General features: G+C 69.4%; 14 protein-coding genes and 1 pseudogene. 9 read left to right on the forward strand and 6 right to left on the reverse strand.

Translation table 11 applies throughout. The features are described 5' to 3' along the window. Positions 1–13: 13 nt before the first annotated feature. Positions 14–448 (reverse strand): annotated as a pseudogene (locus ACIRD7_RS37340) (nuclear transport factor 2 family protein); the annotation flags it as partial. A 14-nt stretch (positions 449–462) separates the two neighbouring features. Beyond that, positions 463–786, reverse strand: a complete 324-nt coding sequence (locus ACIRD7_RS37345) for a transposase family protein (protein WP_403460346.1) — start codon at positions 784–786, stop codon at positions 463–465. Between the two features lie 44 nt (positions 787–830). On the opposite strand from ACIRD7_RS37345, the gene ACIRD7_RS37350 reads away from it, so the two are divergent. The 5 genes from ACIRD7_RS37350 (at position 831) to ACIRD7_RS37370 (ending at position 4,388) form a co-directional block, all read left to right on the forward strand. Then, positions 831–1,682: a tetratricopeptide repeat protein gene (locus ACIRD7_RS37350; RefSeq protein ID WP_403460347.1), complete on the forward strand. Its 852-nt coding sequence runs from the start codon at positions 831–833 to the stop codon at positions 1,680–1,682. A 347-nt stretch (positions 1,683–2,029) separates the two neighbouring features. After that, positions 2,030–2,533 carry a winged-helix domain-containing protein gene (locus ACIRD7_RS37355; RefSeq protein WP_403460348.1) on the forward strand — a complete coding sequence of 168 codons (504 nt, stop codon included), beginning with the start codon at positions 2,030–2,032 and terminating at the stop codon, positions 2,531–2,533. Positions 2,534–2,604: 71 nt separating this feature from the next. Beyond that, positions 2,605–3,510 carry a transposase family protein gene (locus ACIRD7_RS37360; protein WP_403460349.1) on the forward strand — a complete coding sequence of 302 codons (906 nt, stop codon included), beginning with the start codon at positions 2,605–2,607 and terminating at the stop codon, positions 3,508–3,510. Positions 3,511–3,579: 69 nt separating this feature from the next. Beyond that, positions 3,580–4,254: a LysR family transcriptional regulator gene (locus ACIRD7_RS37365; RefSeq protein WP_403460351.1), complete on the forward strand. Its 675-nt coding sequence runs from the start codon at positions 3,580–3,582 to the stop codon at positions 4,252–4,254. After that, positions 4,251–4,388: a hypothetical protein gene (locus ACIRD7_RS37370; protein WP_403460352.1), complete on the forward strand. Its 138-nt coding sequence runs from the start codon at positions 4,251–4,253 to the stop codon at positions 4,386–4,388. The genes ACIRD7_RS37365 and ACIRD7_RS37370 overlap by 4 nt, the downstream gene beginning before the upstream one ends. Before the next feature lie 136 nt (positions 4,389–4,524). Here the strand turns inward: ACIRD7_RS37370 and ACIRD7_RS37375 are convergent, their stop codons facing one another. Then, positions 4,525–5,424, reverse strand: coding sequence for a LysR family transcriptional regulator (locus ACIRD7_RS37375; protein WP_403460353.1), 900 nt, complete (start codon positions 5,422–5,424; stop codon positions 4,525–4,527). A gap of 166 nt (positions 5,425–5,590) precedes the next feature. Then, on the reverse strand, positions 5,591–6,448 hold the full coding sequence (locus ACIRD7_RS37380; RefSeq protein ID WP_403460354.1) for an NAD-dependent epimerase/dehydratase family protein: 858 nt from the start codon (positions 6,446–6,448) through the stop codon (positions 5,591–5,593). 785 nt (positions 6,449–7,233) lie between these two features. On the opposite strand from ACIRD7_RS37380, the gene ACIRD7_RS37385 reads away from it, so the two are divergent. Together ACIRD7_RS37385 and ACIRD7_RS37390 are read left to right on the forward strand one after the other, a co-directional pair. Then, positions 7,234–8,445, forward strand: coding sequence for a polysaccharide pyruvyl transferase family protein (locus tag ACIRD7_RS37385; protein WP_403460487.1), 1,212 nt, complete (start codon positions 7,234–7,236; stop codon positions 8,443–8,445). A 49-nt stretch (positions 8,446–8,494) separates the two neighbouring features. Next, positions 8,495–9,955: an FAD-dependent oxidoreductase gene (locus ACIRD7_RS37390; protein WP_403460355.1), complete on the forward strand. Its 1,461-nt coding sequence runs from the start codon at positions 8,495–8,497 to the stop codon at positions 9,953–9,955. Positions 9,956–10,037: 82 nt separating this feature from the next. Here ACIRD7_RS37390 and ACIRD7_RS37395 read toward each other — a convergent pair whose 3' ends face one another. After that, entirely contained in the window at positions 10,038–10,304 is a 267-nt protein-coding gene (locus ACIRD7_RS37395; RefSeq protein ID WP_403460489.1) for a GNAT family N-acetyltransferase, read from the reverse strand. 1,228 nt (positions 10,305–11,532) lie between these two features. Between ACIRD7_RS37395 and ACIRD7_RS37400 the strand changes: the two genes are divergently transcribed. After that, positions 11,533–11,841: a hypothetical protein gene (locus ACIRD7_RS37400; RefSeq protein ID WP_403460356.1), complete on the forward strand. Its 309-nt coding sequence runs from the start codon at positions 11,533–11,535 to the stop codon at positions 11,839–11,841. Between the two features lie 372 nt (positions 11,842–12,213). Here ACIRD7_RS37400 and ACIRD7_RS37405 read toward each other — a convergent pair whose 3' ends face one another. Continuing rightward, positions 12,214–16,002, reverse strand: coding sequence for a helix-turn-helix domain-containing protein (locus ACIRD7_RS37405; RefSeq protein WP_403460357.1), 3,789 nt, complete (start codon positions 16,000–16,002; stop codon positions 12,214–12,216). Positions 16,003–16,252: 250 nt separating this feature from the next. Between ACIRD7_RS37405 and ACIRD7_RS37410 the strand changes: the two genes are divergently transcribed. Beyond that, positions 16,253–16,852, forward strand: coding sequence for a hypothetical protein (locus ACIRD7_RS37410; RefSeq protein WP_403460358.1), 600 nt, complete (start codon positions 16,253–16,255; stop codon positions 16,850–16,852). Positions 16,853–16,866 lie beyond the last annotated feature (14 nt).

Raw genomic sequence — 16,866 nt, forward strand, 5'->3', positions numbered from 1 at the left:
GGCGCACGATCTTCCATGCGCCGTGGACGCGGCGCAGCTCGGTCTCGTAGTAACCGGACTCGTGCGGTTCCACGGTGCCCTGCGCACCGAAGGCGCCCCGGCCGGCCGGCGTTCGGACGGCGCTCGGCCCGGACGCGGAACACGACGAACTGAGCGCCGCAGTGCGCGCGGTCGCCGTCGACCTCGATGATGTGGTCCGAGGTGATGTGGAGCCTCCCTCGGGATGCGGCGCCATGAGGTTCACGGCCGCGTCGTCCGTGAACAGCGCGCCCTGGGCCTTGCCGTCGCGCGCGTCGGTCGCGCGGTCGTAGCGGGCGAGCACTTCCTGCACCTCGCGCTCGTCGCTCATCATTGAGCTCTCCCTGTGATCGTGGTTCATGCCGCCCGATGGGGCGGGACGACGTGCTTTCAGTCGACCAAAGGGGCGTCGCCTTTGAGAAGTTTTCATCCTGACTTCCCAGGTCACCGGGCTGGTGTGTGGCTGCGGTGATGTACTCGTGCCGGTCGGGGGCGTGATCTTCTGCGGGAGATCGTCTGACACTTGTGGATTTCGGTGTTCGCGAGGACGAGCAGGGCGCGCAGGAGGGTGGTGGCGTGCCGGGCGTTCATGCGGATCTTGGTCAGGAAGCGCCAGGACTTCAGGTTCGCGAAGCCGTGCTCGACGGCGGCGCGTTCGCGATTGAGTAGGCGGTTCGCTTCCTTCTCCGCGTCGGTGAGGCGGTGGCTGCGGGTGGCCTGCCCTGCGCTGCCAACATGTCCCTCTCTCCTCGCCCATCGCTTCAGCACTGGGCGAGTTCTCGGCATGATGTCACTCGGAAGGGGAGACCTCGATGCCTGATTACCCGCATCCTGCACACAAGTCGCCTTTGGCGCGGGAAGCACTACAAGCCAGCACGAGGAGAGGGAGCATCCGCGTCATCGAACACGCCTTGTGGGAAGCGAGGGGGCTCCGCCTCTTTGACTACCCCGAGGACCTGGTTGTAGGCCTGGAGTGGCTGGGTCTGCTGTATCTGCTGGAGGCCAGGCCCGCCCGCGCAGAGCCGTCGTTGAAAGACGCGCTGAAATGCCGCCGACGTCAACTCGGCGTCGACCACCCACAGGTCAGGTACCTACTTGCCCTGCTCACCGACGCTTACGAGGAGCAGGGCAAACCGGTGAAGGCGATCCCGCGGCTGGAGCAAAGGCTCGCCGCTGATCTCCCGCACGGAACGGCCGCCCGGCGAACCGTGCGCAGCAGGTCGAAACTGTTTGGTGCGTACTGGTCCGCCGGACGCATCCAGGATGCCTTCGGGCTCTACCGGGATGCACTGGCCAGCTGCGAGCGGACCTACGGGCCCGACGCACCTGAGAGCGTCGACCTGCGTCACCAGTTGGCCTGGACATACCTCGATGCCGAGTTGCCTGAGGGCATACCGCTGCTGGAACGCAACATCACGGCATTGCAGCGGGCTGACTGTCCGCGGCCTTTGCTGGCGTTCAGACGCGGCGAGCTCGGCATGGTCTACATCTGGTGGGGGCGTGCGTCGGACGCAATGAACACGATCCGTCAAGGTATCGACGACATCGCCGGTCTGAACAACAACGAGGCCCGCCTGGTGCATAGGAACCTACTCCGGCACGTCCGCGACGCCCAGCTCCTGGAGATGCACCAGCGCCCCGCGTCCCCCTCATCTGATCCGTAGTGACCATTGATTGGCGATCAACAGTTGGTCGCTGCGGCGCCGAAGCGGAGCCTTCCGCCGCAGCTCTTCCCATCATCTGGTTCTCCTTCGCGGTCTGGTTCGCCGCGCACATTGGCTTCAAGAAGCCGTAGCCGACGGCCCGAACTGCCGAGCCACGGGCACCACTGAGGACCCGTCATCCTGATTCCTGCTGGTCAGCGGTGCTGGTGTGCCGTTTCGATGGGGTTCTCGTGCTGGTCGGGGCGGAGATCAGTAGCACGTGATCGTCGGTCAGGGGCGTTATCCGCGGTTCCCGGGTGCGGGTCTCGGCTTGCCGCGTAGCTTCGGCCGCGGGAGGGATCGTCATCGTGGGCGTGCTGACGTGGACCATCGAGCGGCGGATGTACCTGGCCGAGCGGGCTGAACTGCTGCGCAAGGAACTAGCGGAGATCGAGGTGGAGGTGGCCCGGCTGGAGGCCGCCGAGGTCGTCTTCGGGCAGTGGGCGGAGGCGACCGACGGCGGGCGGCTGCCGTCCGGCATCATCGAGCCGGAGCCGGAGCCGGAGCCGGAGCCGGAGCCGGAGCCGGAGCCGGAGCCGGAGCCGGTGGCGGCTGGTCCGGGTGCGGGTGGGATGCGGCTGGTGCCGGACCGTGTCGAGGGCATGGGGGTGGAGGTCCTAACCCCGGAGTACCGGCGGATCATGGAGATCGTGGCCAGTTCGGATGGTCCGGTGATGGCCAAGGACGTCGCGGTCGCGCTGGGCAGGGAGACGACACCGGCGAAGGCGGAGCCGGTTCGCGGGCAGCTGCGCAAGCTCGCCGAACGGGGCTGGATCTCGCGGACCGGCGCGGGACGCTATCTGACGCGCTGACCGGTCAGGGCAGTGGCGGTCCGGCCGATTCCGGCCGTAACAAGACGGCCCGGGCAGTGGTTGGTGAATCTGTGACGAAAAACCAGTCCGCCGAAGGCCCTCAGGATGTTGTCTACCAGGTCCGCCTCCCGCTGTCGAAGCGGACCATCGATCTCGTCGCCGGCCTGATACGCCACCGGCGCAACCAGCTGGGTACTCGATGGCGCAAACTCGCCCCGGGCGCCCAGGCGGTCATCGTGCTCGCCGTGCTCCGTCACGACCAGCGCCTGGCTGACATGGCCGGCGGCAACCACGTCTCCGCTTCCACCGTGCGCCGCTGGGCGCTGGAAGTCCTCACCCTGCTGTCCGGCCGCGCCCCGCGACTGGACCGGGCGCTGAAGAAGATCGCCCGCCGCGGCGGTGTCGTAGTGCTGTTGGACGGCACCCTCGTGCGCACTCGCCGTCGCACCGGGGCGGATAACCGGAAGAACTTCTCCGGCAAGCACGAAGCCCATGGCCTGCTGTTTCTCGCGCTGACCGACGAGAAGGGCAACCTGATCTGGATCTCCGCGGCCAAGCCCGGTCGGTCCAGCGAGATCACCGCGGCCCGCCACAACAAGATCACCGGCCATCTGCACGAGGCTGGTCTCGGGGCCTTGGCCGACCTCGGCTTCGTCGGCCTGGACGACGATCCCGACGACCCGGTGATCATCACTGGCCGCAAGGCCACCCGCAGCCACCGCCTCACCGACGCGGAGAAGGAAGCGAACCGCCTGCTCAATCGCGAACGCGCCGCCGTCGAGCACGGCTTCGCGAACCTGAAGTCCTGGCGCTTCCTGACCAAGATCCGCATGAACGCCCGGCACGCCACCACCCTCCTGCGCGCCCTGCTCGTCCTCGCGAACACCGAAATCCACAAGTGTCAGACGATCTCCCGCAGAAGATCACGCCCCCGACCGGCGCGAGTACATCACCGCAGCCACACACCGGCCCGGTGACCTGGGAAGTCAGGATGGAAACTTCTCTTTGGCCATGACCATGAGGACATGCGGCTATGCCCTGAGAGCATGGATCGCTTGGAGACCCGGGAACTGGAGTACTTCGCGGCCTTGGCCGACGAACTTCACTTCAGCCGCGCGGCGGAGAACCTGGGCATCAGCCAGCCGGTGCTCTCCCGTGCCATCGCCCGCCTGGAGCGGCGCATGGGCGTCCGGCTCCTGGACCGTACGAGCCGGAGTGCGCAGCTGACGGAAGCGGGCCGCACCTTCCGCGACGAGTGCCGGCCGTTGCTGCGCCAGCTCGACGGCGCGGTACGGCGCACCCAGCGGTCCGCCGGCACCTCCCGCCTCGTCATCGCTGTCCGTCCCGGAACCGGTAGCGGCCTGTTCTCCCAGCTTCTGTGTAATTACCCCGGGGCCGAGCCCGAGTTGGTCTTCACCCACTGGCGGGCGGACGCGGTGCGCGAGGGGACCGCGGACGCGGCCCTGGTGTGTGTCGGCAGTGACGACCTGACGGGCCTTCAGGGAGTTGAGATGGGAGAGGAGTTCCCGGTCGTACTGCTGCCCAGGGACCACCGCTGGCCAGCCGGGCGGGAGTCACCGTCGCCGATGTCCAGGGCGAGCCGGCCTATCGTGCCCAGTGCCCCGAGTCCGGGTTCGACGAGATCATGGACCGTGACGCCCTCGGCCGTCTCGTCACCGTGGTCGGATCGGCGGCGACCGACCGTCTGCCGGGCGAGATGAGCGCCGTACCGGTGACCGACCTGCCGCCCACCACGCTCGCCCTGTGCTGGTTGTCCGGGACGAGTACCCCGCATCTGGCGGCCCTGGTGGACACGGTGGGCTCCCGGAGGCCGCTGACGTCCCTTGCGGCGTAGGGAGTGAGGGCTCGTGGTCCGCTGGGCCACATGGGTCCGGCGGACTCATGGCTGCCGCTGGGCGACGACGACCTCGCCCGGCGAGCGCACGGCCCGCGGCTGGAGTCGAGCAGCCCCTGTCCGCGTGGAGATCGCCTCAGTCCGAAGACGGCTGCGGTTCCTCGGTGTGGGGCCGGGCGAGGGTGTCGGCGGCGGCCTGGACGAAGTCGTGGATGAGGCGGGAGCGGCGGGCCGCCACCCAGGCCAGGGCCACCTCGTTGGGGCCGATGTCCTCCACGCGCAGCGGGATCACGTCCGGCCGGGTGTAGAAGGTGGCGGTCGACAGCGGGAGCAGACAGACACCCGCTCCGGCAGCCACCATTTCAAGCTTCTCCTCCACCTGGCGGATCACCGGGACCTCGGGGCGCCGCCCGCCCTGCAGTTCCAGTGCCACGTCGCGCCACTCCGGAACGGCGTTGGGATCCTGCAGCAGGTGCTCGGCGGCGAGGTCCTTGATACTCACCGACGTCCTGTCGGCCAAGGGGTGCCCGGCCGGCACCATGACGACGCGGGGCTCCCGGAAGAGCGGACGCATCTGCAGACCGTTGCCTTCAATGGGCAGACGCACGATGCTGACGTCGGCCCGGCCGTCCAGCAGCACCTCCACCTGGTCGTCCCAAGTGGTGCGCAACAGGCGCACATTCACGTCCGGATGGTCCGCGGTGAAGGCGACCAGGGCCGGGGTGACCGTGATGCCGGGCATGAAGCCGATGGTCAGCGACTGTGTGCCCTGGTCCGCCGATCTCACACGCCTCATCAGTGCCTGGGCAGAGGCGAGCAAGGGCAGGGCGTCCTCCAGCAGCTGCTCTCCCGCCGGAGTGAGCAGCGTCCCGCGGCGGCCACGGTCGAAGACCTCCGCTCCGAGATCGTCCTCGAGACTGCGGATCTGCCGGGACAGCACCGGTTGGGCAATGTGCAGCCGCTCCGCGGCCCGCCCGAAATGGAGTTCCTCCGCCACGGCCACGAAATAGCGCAGCTTCCGCAGATCAAGATCCACCCGGAATCACCGCCTGCTCCGTCGCCACGGCGCACCCGGTCGGTCGGCCGCTGTGGACCACGGCCGTCCCGGACCTCCTCCGGCACGGCCATGGCAGTCGATCACCAATCTACCGGGCGCGTGCGCGCCGCCGCAGACGCTGTCGGCCGGCGGTGCGCAGGCGTGCTCAGCCACGGGCGAGAACGGCCAGCGGGTCGGTGTGGGCGGGAGTCCAGCCCAGTTCCTCCCCGGCCCGGGCCGGAGTGAGCTGCTGGTCGAGAGCGAAGGCCTCGGCGATCGGGCCCATCTGTTCACGGGCCTGTTCCAGGCTGATCGACGAGACCTTGCCCTCGATGCCCGCGGCCCGGCTCAGTGCCAGGGCGCACTCCTTGGCGGTGGGGTTGACGCCGCCGACGCCGACGTACACCGAACCCGGCTTGGCCTTGAGTGCGGCGACGTACAGCTCGGCGATGTCGTCGATGTGCACCAGCGCCCAGCGGTTGGTCCCGTCGCCGATGTAGGGGATGGCGCCGGCTTCCTTGCCCGGGGTGGTGTAGAAGACGTCGATCAGACGGTTCTCGCCGCCGTACAACAGGCCGGGCTGTACCACGACGGGGCGGCCACCGCGCCGGGCGCGCTCGAGGACGGCGTCTTCCACGGCCTTGCGCCAGGCGACCAGGGCCGGCGGGTTCCACGGGGCGCTCTCGTCGGCCACGCCCTGGGTGTCGCCGTAGACCCAGGTACCGCCGGTGTGCACGTAGGGGCCGCTGCCGATGCCGTCCTGCATGGCACCGGCCGCCTCCAGATCCTCGGCACCGGTCTCGGCCTGCGCCAGGTGGACGACGGCCTGCGCACGGGCAGCCGCGGCGTTCAGCACGCCGAGGTCCCCGAGCCCGCCCCGCACCGGTGTCGCGCCGAGGGCACGGACGGTCTCGGCGGCGCGGTCGCTGCGGACCAGGGCCGCCACGGTGTGTCCCTGCCGGATCAGTGCGCCGATGGTCGCCCTGCCGATGTATCCGGATCCGCCGGTGAGGAAAACCCTCATGGTCTTAGCTCCTGTGAGTGGCTCATTGTCTTGCCCCCACAGCCTCCGTCCGGCGACGGCACTCCGTCCAAGACCTCTTTCGACGCCTCTGATACCCGCCAGGCATCACACATGTGTCAGTGGCCGGACGCACCCACGCTGATGCCCATCGGGCATCAGCGGAGGCAGAAGAGGTCTTGGACACCCGCCGTGCCCGAATGATGGCCAGAGCCCTCTTCCTCAGACCCGGCGCCCTGCAGAAACCATCGAAGCTCCCGGCAGACCGGGGCAGCCACGTCGCTGCCGACCACCTCACCGGTTCAACGCAATGGAAAGCTCGAAAGGGGTGGTGAGGCCCGGTAGCCGGGCACGGGGCGGAACCCGGCCCTCATGAGGATTAGCGGGGAAAGACTCGCAAAGTGCCGCTTCCGGCGCTGCGCGACGGCGGAGCACAAAGTACGTCGGCTTCCGGTGAGCGACGGGCACGACCTGATCGGCGTGGCAGCGCAGGCCCTCGCCGCCCGTGTCAGGCGCCGGGCGACGCATACCGACCGCATGATGTGCGGCCCTTCCAAGGTTCGGCGGCGGCCAGGGCGGGCCAGCCAGGAGGACCCATACTGGTACTGGGCCGTGTGGGCGCATGTCCGTCCGTGCCTTGCACCATGCCGGACCGGCACCTCTACCGGAACCAAGGCGAAATCCCCTCCAAAAACCCGGGCTGCCTCAGGCCGACGCCACGAACGCGTGTTGTCGGCTATGGAAGACCTCGCGTGGGTCCGTCCACTTCCCTCGAATGGGAGTTCCGGATGACGATCAATCCGTACCCCCCGCCAGATCTGCGGATCGGCCTGCTCGGCTCCTACGGCGGGCGCAACATCGGCGACGAGGCGATTCTGAAGTGTGTGCTGAGGTGCCTGCGCGTGCATCGGCCGCAGGCCCGACTCGTCGTCTTCAGCCGGAACGCCACCCACACCCGCGGCCATCAGCCGGAGGCCGATGAGGTGGTCGACTGGGAGGGTGTCCCGCAAAAACCTGTACTCCACGCCCTCGACGGCCTTGACCTGCTGGTGCTCGGCGGCGGTGGGATCCTCTACGACGGTGAGGCGCGGCGCTATCTGCGGCTGGTGAGGGCCGCTCACGAGCGCGGCGTCCCTACCTTTGCCTATGCCGTCGGCGCCGGGCCGCTGCGTGAGGCGGATGACCGGGAGGCCGTGCGCACCGTGCTGGCGGAGATGACCGAAATCGTCGTGCGCGACGAGGAGTCGCGTCTTGTCCTGGAGGAGGTCGGTGTCGACCGAGAGCTCGCCGTCACCGCCGACCCGGCGTTGCTGCTCACGCCGGAACCCTTCACTGAGCAGATGATGCGGCAGGAGGGCCTGCCGACCGACACCCGGCTGGTCGGGATGTCCGTTCGCGAGCCCGGGCGGGCGGCGGAGAAGCTCGACGAGGATGACTACCATGCGCTGCTCGCCGACGTCGCTGAGTTCCTTGCGCGGCGCCTGGACGCGTACGTGGTCTTCGTGCCGATGGAACGCCAGGACGTCCGGCACGCGCACGGAGTGCTGTCCCGGATGACTGCCCCGGACCTGGGCCGTATCCTGCACAACTCCTACAGCCCGGGTGAGGTCCTCGGCTTCATGAACCACCTGGACCTGGTCGTCGGGATGAGGCTGCACGTCGTGATCTTTGCCGCGCTGTCCGGCCTGCCCGTCCTGCCGCTGCCGTACTCCGGGAAAGTCTTCGACTTCGCTCGCCGGACCGGGGCGCCGGCGCTGGTGGGCGTGGCGCGGGAGCACGCGGGACTCCTGCTCGCGGAGGTGGACCGGCTCTGGGACGAGTTCCCGCAGCGGCAGGCGGACCTGAAGGCCCGGGTGCAGGCGCTGAGGGCCCTGGCTCGGGAGACCGGCGACCGCTGTGGAGCCATCCTTGACTCCATCGATGGTCACGCACCGCGCGATGTCCGGCGGTCAGCCGGCCCGGCCTTGATGCTGTCGCCGGGCTCGAGGCCGCCGGCCTGAGGGAAGAGGGGCACGCGCCGCAGCCGAGGCCGAGTCGACGGGAGAAGCGATGCCAATCCTTGAACCACCTCGCGACGAGCGGACCGTCACCCTGCCCCCGCGAGCTGCCCGGCACGGCGGTCGTACGGATGTGCTGGTCGTCGGCGGCGGCCCGGCCGGCACCGCCGCTGCCTACGCGGCAGCCGACGCCGGAGCGGACGTCGTCCTTGTGGAGCGCTACGGATTCCTCGGCGGCAACGCCACCGTGGCGCTGGTGATGCCGCTGATGTCGTTCCACAACGAGCAGAAGCAGGCTGTGTTCGAAGAAGGCGGGCGTGGCGGACGGCTGCTACCTACCGACCACGGGGAGGGCGAACCGGTGGTTGCCGGCTTCCTGTGGCTTCTGCTGGACCGGCTTATCGCGCGCGGTGGCTGCATCCCGCCTGCTCTCGACACCGGCTACACGGTGCCGTTCGACCCGGAGGTCTACAAACTCGTCCTCACCGAGCTGCTCGACGAGGTGGGCGTGCGCATGCTCTTCCACTCTTTCGCCTCCACCGCGCTGCCCCTCGATGACGGCTGGCGTGTTGTCTTCGAGACCAAGTCCGGCCCGGTGGTGATCGACGCGGCAGTTGTCGTTGACGGCACGGGCGACGGTGACATCGCTGCCGCCTGCGGGTCGCCGTACGAAATCGGGCGGCCCGAGGATGGGCTCGTACAGCCGATGACGCTGATGTTCCGCGTCGTGGACTTCCTCCAGCCCGACTTCTCGGCGTACGTCAGCGAGCATCCCGACCAGTGGCGGGGGGTGCACGGACTATGGGACCTCGTCCAGGAGGCCACGGAGGCCGGCGAACTGCGCCTGCCCCGCGAGGACATCCTGTTCTTCGCCACCCCTCACCCCCGAGAGGTCAGCGTCAACAGCACCCGGGTCACCAGAGCCCTCGGCATCGATGTGTGGGACCTCAGTAGGGCCGAGTACCGAGCGCGACGACAACTGGCACAGATCGACCGCTTCCTGCGCGGACGTGTTCCGGGCTTCGAGACGTCATACGTGGCGCAGAGCGGCGTCCAGATCGGCGTCCGCGAGACACGCCGCATCCTCGGTGATTACCACCTGACGGGCCACGACATTCTTGCGGCTCGTTCCTTCCCGGACGTGGTCGCCCACGGTGCCTACCCGGTTGACATCCACAATCCCCGCGGCAGAGGCACCGTCCTCAAACGAGTCCCCCGTGGCCATTTCTACGACATTCCCCTGCGCTGTCTGCTTCCCCAGGGCACCGATCGCCTGCTTGTCGCCGGTCGCTGCATCTCCGGCTCGCACGTGGCGCACTCGTCCTACCGCGTCATGCCCATCGCTATGGCGACCGGCCAAGCGGCCGGGGTCTGCGCCGCACTGTCTGTCCGCCTCGGTCGAACTCCCCGCGGGGTGCCTCCCCACCTCGTCCAACGCGCGCTCCTACGCCAAGGCGCCCACCTACGCCTTGGACCGCGAGAGCCCACGCAGGGAAAGAACGGAAGCCCATGACCGGAAGATCTACCCGCTGAGCGACCGCTGTCGGACTGCGGCGAGGTGACGGTTCATTCCGGGCCGTCCGGCGGCGTCTACGTCAGGAGTGCCCGGCACGAGCCCGGCTGACCGTGTCCCTGCCCGTTCCTGTCGGGTTGGAGCTGGCCACGGCCGGGTTTCGAGGGGTGTGGTGGGCTGGGACGATGCCAGCGCGTTCCAGGGCGCGGCGGCACGCAAGGCCAGTTGTCGCCGTGCCCGCCCGTACCGCCTGAAGACCGGCGTGGCCGTGCGTGAACTCCGCGCCTGCGAGGAAAAGTTCAGCGCCGAGGCCCTGGCCTCGATGGTCGGGCGCGAGAGTGCCGCCGATCTCGCCGCTGTCGTGTGGAGTTCACATAGAGGCTGACAGACACGCCAGTTACCGGATCGGGTGAACTGTTCATGATGTGCAAATGCATTTCGTTGGCGACCGAGTCTTCCGTCGGTGCGACACTCGCATCGCCTGGCTGCGCCGCTCGCGCTCCGCTTCCTCCCGCGACTGTTGCAGTTGATCCTGAGACACTGCAGCGCTGTAGTAGGTGGCGATGGCCGTGAACACCAAACCGCCGATGGCTGCGGTGGCGCCCAGAACAGCACCCAAATGCGCCCAGGCGATACGGCGCCACCAACCCCCTGGTGAACCCGGTTCACGATCACGGATTCGAGCCCTGACTTGATCCGGCCTCGTCCGCTGTCGCGCGAGTCGTAACCGGTCCCGCCGCTGTGGATTGTCGGCCACTTGGCCCCCATCCCCTAATTGCAGACGGAGACGCACGGATCACCCAAATGCATCCCCGGGATCGACAGCCGGCTGACCGGCATCTCTTCGGCGCCGCCGAACTCCGGGCACCTGGCGGGGTGGGCGGGCCGCCTAGCTCTGGGCGGCACGCCTGCGCGGGGCCAAGTACGGATACGACTGGCCCGCCTACCGTGTGAACGAACTCCACTTGGAGCGCGTCTCGCAGGTGCCCGGCTAGCACTCGGCAGTGCACGCACCGGGGGGCAGGCGGTTGCTGGTGGCGTGGCTGCGAGAGTTCGGTGTGGCCGGAGTCTCTACCACCGTGCGTGTGCATGCGGGCACCCGGGTCGGTGGGGTGACTGTAGGCATCGTGTGGCGCAGGCGGGCGGGGACGTCGCGGCGTTGCACCGGTATCTGAAGGTGGTTGAGGGCGAGGTGCCCCGCTGGCCTCGTTGTACTGGGTGGTGCGCAGGGACGTGCAGGCTGGCGGGGCCCAGCTGGGAAGTGAGCTTCCCGCGGTCGGCCTCGGCGTCGTTGGGCGCCACGTGCGATGCGCGGATTTCGCTGATCGCGCCCAGAGTCGGTCCTCAGCGAGTGTCAGATCCATCATGCCTGTTCGGAGGCGGTTTTGGTAGGACGGAGCGCACGTCCGTTCGGGCTTGTCGCAGGTGGTGGTCCGCCCGCAGACTCGTCGTCATCCACTCTCCGACGTCCGTGTCGGCATCCGTACCCGGCTGCCGACGCGTTCGCTGTGCTGTCTCGTCGCGTGACGGGGCGGGCCGGGGGGTGAGCGAACGATGGGGGATCGATGGATCAGGGCATGGTTCTGCGAGCGAAGGTCAGGCTGCTCCGTGCCAACCGGCGGGTGGTGCGCGGTGTTGAGGGGCTGTGGATCTACCGCGTGCTGACGCAGGTCGAGCCGGAGGTGTACGGGTCGAAGCTGGCGTACGTCCTGGTGGAGGCCAGCGCCTCGCCGCTGGTGCGGGAGCTGCCCGGGCAACGGCTGGCCCTTTTGGACGAGGCGGTGGCGGTGGCGACGGCCCTCGGCGCCGCGAATCCGTACAGGGCCAAGGTACTGGCGAGGGCTCTCGCCGCCCGGCGGGAACTTGACGGCCGACAGGCGACGTAGCGGGAAGCGCTTGATCCGGTGCGCGTCAGGTGCGGTGCGCGGCATCGTCGGGACCTGGTGCGCACACCACCGGCCCGTGGTGTGCGCACCGGATACGTACCACCCGCACCGCACCGCACGGGTCGGCGCGGTGGAGCACGACAGAGCGATGGTGCACGCACCCGCTGCGGGGCGCGCATGTGGATGACGGCGGCGGCTTCGCGCCGGTCCACGTGCGCGCAACTGCTGCGGTCGTCGACCGCGGCGGCAACCTGCGAGAACCTCCCCGGTGACCGAACGCGTGCCGACGGGGCAGCGCCCGGGGGAGGTCCGCATGGGTGGAGGTCGGATTCGGGTCGGGCGTCTTGTGGATGTGGTGGGGGAGGTGTGCGTTCAGGGCCGACACAGTTGCCGGTGGGGGATTTCGGGGAGGAGCCTGTTCCATGCGGCTGGGGACAGGGGCGCTCCGGCGCGTGCGCAGACGGTGTCGACGGCTCGGTCGGGATCGATGTCGTACTTCTGCCACGGCACGTGTTCACCGGCGGCGTACAGGGTGCCGCCGTCGGGGCTGAAGGCCAGGGACAGGATGCTGTCGCCCGGGGTGGGCAGTGCGGGGCCGAGGGGTTGCTGGGAGGTCACGTCCCACAGCCGCAGGGTGCCCTGTTCCCCGGCGACGGCGAGGGTGGTGCCGTCGGGGGAGAAGGCCATCGCGGTCGGTTCCTCGCGTGCGCCGTGTGTGGCGCGGGAGAGGGTGCCGGAAAGTGTGCCCAGCGGCGTACGCAGGGTGCCGTCCCACAGGGACACCTTTCCCTGGTACGTCACCGCCACGGCGATCCGGCGCGCGTCCGGGCTGAACGCGAACACGCAGTCCATGCATTCCCCGAGTTCGTCGGGCAGGGTCTTGCCGTCGGACACCCTGATCAGGGCACCGGTGTCCGTCAGGAGCCTGGTGCCGTCGGCGCTGAGCGCGCCGACTCCCTGGGCCTCCTCGTCGTGGTTGCCGCGGTTGGGCTCGGGCAGGGTGCGCAGCCGTTTTCCGCTACGGGTGTCCCAGACCTTGATTCCGTTTTCCGCTCCGGTGGTCATCACCTCTCGGCCGTCCGGGCTGAGGGTGACTGACATGAACTGGAAGTCTGCATCACCGGGGGTGAGCGCCGTGACCTGACGGTTTCTTCTTGTATTCCACACGCGGATCGTGTCTGCGCCGTGCGGGATGGGTGCGTTGTCGAGGCCGTAAGCGAAGCGGTCCCCGTCGGCGCTCAGCGACATCGGCAGGAACGGGCCGTTTTCCCCGGCCGGAGCAGACCGCTCCAGCCCGGGGACGTTCGCGACGGTCTTGCCGCTGCGCGCGTCCAGGAGGGTGAAGTGGTCGGAGCGGGCGCCCGCGTGGGCCAGGGACAGTGTGCTGCCGTCCGCGCTGAACTTGGCGTTGTTGACAGGACGGGCACGCCAGGAGGAGGTGATGGACCGGCCCAGATCGAGCGTGTGCACCACGGGTCGGTTGCCGGTTCCGCTTCCGAGGTAGCGGATCGCACGGGAACTCATGTCGAGTTCGATGCTGCCGGGGTATCCGTACTCGTCGGTCAGTGTGTGACGGAAGACGGGGGCCCGCGGCCGGTCAAGGCGCCAGAGCAGGATCTCGTTCCTGCTCGCGCCCGCCACGAACTTGCCGTCGTCGCTGAAGGCATACTGCTCCGGGCCCGTCTGGCGGAGCATGGGCAGTTCCTTCCCGGAGGAGAGCCGCCAGCGCCGCAGTCCCTGCTCGTCCGCCACCGCCAGGGTGTTTCCGTCAGGCGGGAACTGTATGTACTGCAGGATCGAGCAAGGCACTTTCGTGGTCCACTCGGCAGCCGGTGGGCGGTCCTGGCGCAGGTCCCACAGCTCGACGTGATCGTCCTCGGTGCAGTGAGCCAGCAGGCGGCCGTCCGCGCTGACGTCCGCCGCCACCGCGTGTGGAGCATCCGGGGCCCAGCGCAGGCGCCGCCCGGTGCGCGTGTCGAACACCTCTGTGCCGCGGTCGTCGGTGCTGAAGTACATCGCCCGCCCGCTGCTGCTGAATCCTGTGGAGAACGTGGTGGCGGAACGGGAGGGGCCGAAGGCGGGGCCTCGGTACCGCCCGGCGCGGATGTCCCACAAACGCACCTGCATGCCGGCGCCCGTGGGAACGGCGAGCGTCGCGCCGTCGGGGCTGTGCTGAGGAGGGACGAATGCCTCCGGGTCCGTGTGACCCGGCACCGAGGGGTAGGTGCCGGTCACCCGGCCCGTCTCCGCGTCCCGCACCGTGATGCGCCTCTTGTCGTTCTCGATGCGGGTGAAGGTGCGGCCACCGCCGCTCAGGAACTGCGCGTAGTCGTAGTCGGAGGCCGGCGGCTCGAACCTCGCGCGCTCCCGCTGCTGCAGGGCGCCCATCAGTGCCGCCTTGGTCTCCGGAGTGTGGCTCAGTTCCCAGGCGGCAACACTGAGTTGGAGCGCCAGCCGGGGGTCGGAGGAGCGCAGCCCGTTCGCCACGGCGGCGGCCCTGCGGGCGGCGGCGAGAACCCGCTGCTGGTCGCTGTACTGAGTCTGCTGCCAGGCGACGATGCCCGCCAGGAGGGCGAGCACCACCACAGCGGACAGTGAGCCGACCAGCGTGCGCAGCCGGCGTGCGGCCCTGGTCGCCGCCTGCCGCTCCTGATCGCGTGCAGCGGCACTCGCGGTGAGGAAGTCCGCCTCCAGCACGGTGAGGGCGGCGCTGTGTCCGTGCGGGCCGAACGCCTCCTCGGCGGTGGCCAGCCTGGTGCCGCGGTACAGGGCCCCGGGGTCGCGTCGGAGGTCGTCCCAGGCGCGGGCCGCCTCGGTCAGGCGGCGATGGGTCCGCAGCCGCTCGCGGTCCTCCTCGATCCACCCGCGCAGCCGGGGCCAGGCGGAGATCAGGGCCTCGTGGGCGAGGTCGACGGTGTCCTCGTCGAGGGTGAGCAGTCGGGCGTGGGCCAGTCGGTCCAGGACGAGGGCGATGTCGTCCTGGGAGGCGGTGCCGAGGTCGAGTTCGCTCCGGTCGAGGGGGCGCCGGGTGTCCTGGGAGCCCTCGCCGGGGGAGATCAGCCGCAACAGGATCAGCCGGGCCAGCTCCGCGTGGTCGCCAGCGAGGCGGGTGTAGATGTCCTCGGCGGTCTGCGCGATGGCGCCGTGCACGCCGCCCGCGGCCTCGTATGCCTCCATGGTGAGCGCTCGTCCGCGGCGGCGCCGCCAGGTCTCCCGCAGTGCGTGGGAGAGCAGCGGCAGGCCGCCGGGCTCGCCGGCCGTCTCCTCCACGAGGCGGGCGGTCAGCTCGCGCTCGACGATCAGCCCGGCGGCCTGGGCGGGTCTGACGACGGCCTCGCGCAGTTCGGCCGGGCTCATCGGTCCCACCAGCAGGTTGGCCTCGGACAGGGCGTCGGCGAGTTCACGGTGCTCGGCGCAGCGTCCGTAGAAGTCGGCGCGTACGCCGAGGACGACGCGCAGTCGGCTGGCGGGCTCGGCGGCGGCGAGCAGGCGGGCGAGGAAGCCGGCCCGCTCTGCGGTGTCGCGGCAGAGGGTGAAGACCTCCTCGAACTGGTCCACGACCAGCCAGGTGTCGCCCTCGCCCGGTGCTGGGTCGCACACCGTGTGGTGGGTGCACAGCGGGTGCTCGCCCGGGGTGAGGATCCGCACCGCCGCCGGCCGGTGCGGCCCGTCGAGGCTGCGCAGGCGGGGAATCAGCCCCGCCCGCAGCAGGGATGACTTGCCGCTGCCGGACGGTCCGAAGACCGCGAACACGCGGTGCTCCGTCACCGTGCGGACCAGCGCGTCGGTCACTTCGTCCCGGCCGAAGAAGAGCTCCGCATCGCCCACGTCGAAACGGGCCAGGCCACGGTAGGGAGAAGGGACGCTCTCGTCCGCCATGAGGTCGGTAGCCCGGGCCTGCTCCGTGACCGCTTCGCGCCAGCGCTTCTCCCAGTCCTGCTCATCGCCGCCGCACGCCCGCACGTAGGCCAGGGCCACCGGCAGGGAGGGCAGTTGCTCTCCGTTGGCCGCTCTCGACAGGGTGGAGACCGAGACGGCCACCTGCCGGGCCATCTGGCGATAGGTGATGCCGCCCGCTTTCTGACGCAGCTTGCGCAACTCGGACGCAAACCGCTGAGCCGGCCCCCGTCCTGGATCGAGGTCCGTCTCCGGACGCCCCATATCGCTTCCTTCCCCCGTGCCGCCCTATTGACCGGCAGCGGCGTCTCATCCCAACACGCGCCCCACCACCGAGAAAGGCGCCATCTCGCCAACCCGTTCCTGTGACCTGCTTTGTTTCACGCCCGGGACCCGGCTGAGCAACAACCCCTGGCCCGGTGAACTCGGTGCCGAACCAACCGAACGGCACGCCCCGTAATCCGGCGGCGTGCGGCCTTGGGCACAAGCCGTGCCCGTGAGTCGGAGGAGAGATATGGGGTACATGCACAAGAGCGGTATCGCGGCGGCAGGCGGGTTGATCATGCTCGTCACGGGCGTGGGCGCGGCCGAGGCAGGACCGGCGGCGCCGGCCGCCTCGCGCTTCGCCCAGCAGGCCGAGTCCGCGCACCTGACCGGTGAGCAGACCACGGCGCTGCAGGCGGACGTGGACCGCTACCTGAAGAAGATGGGCGGGACCCAGGTCGCGCTCAACAAGATCGACCTCAACGGCAGGGGCGAGGTCCTCGTCGCCCTGCCGGGCGAGGACCACCCGCGCGACTTCGCCTCGGGCAACGGGATGCGCGCCGCCGCCGACCCGTGCCTTTCTCCGGGGGTGTCCGGGAACTTCTGTGCCTACCGGAAAGATGACTTCAAGGGGACCCGGATCGATATGTTCCGGTGCAATACGAAGTACTACGTGTCCACCTGGGGCAGGGGCGGTTCCTGGATCAACGACCAGACCCGCGACCTGGAGAGCCGCCGGGCCCGGATGTACAACCCCAGCGGCCACATGATCTACAAGACGCCGCGGGCGTACAGCGAGGACCGCCACGGCGACTGGATGCCCGTCCGCTACGTAATCCCCTGCGGCTAGAACCTATGCCGTCT

Source organism: Streptomyces sp. NPDC093568 (genome assembly GCF_044764945.1).
Lineage (GTDB): Bacteria > Actinomycetota > Actinomycetes > Streptomycetales > Streptomycetaceae > Streptomyces.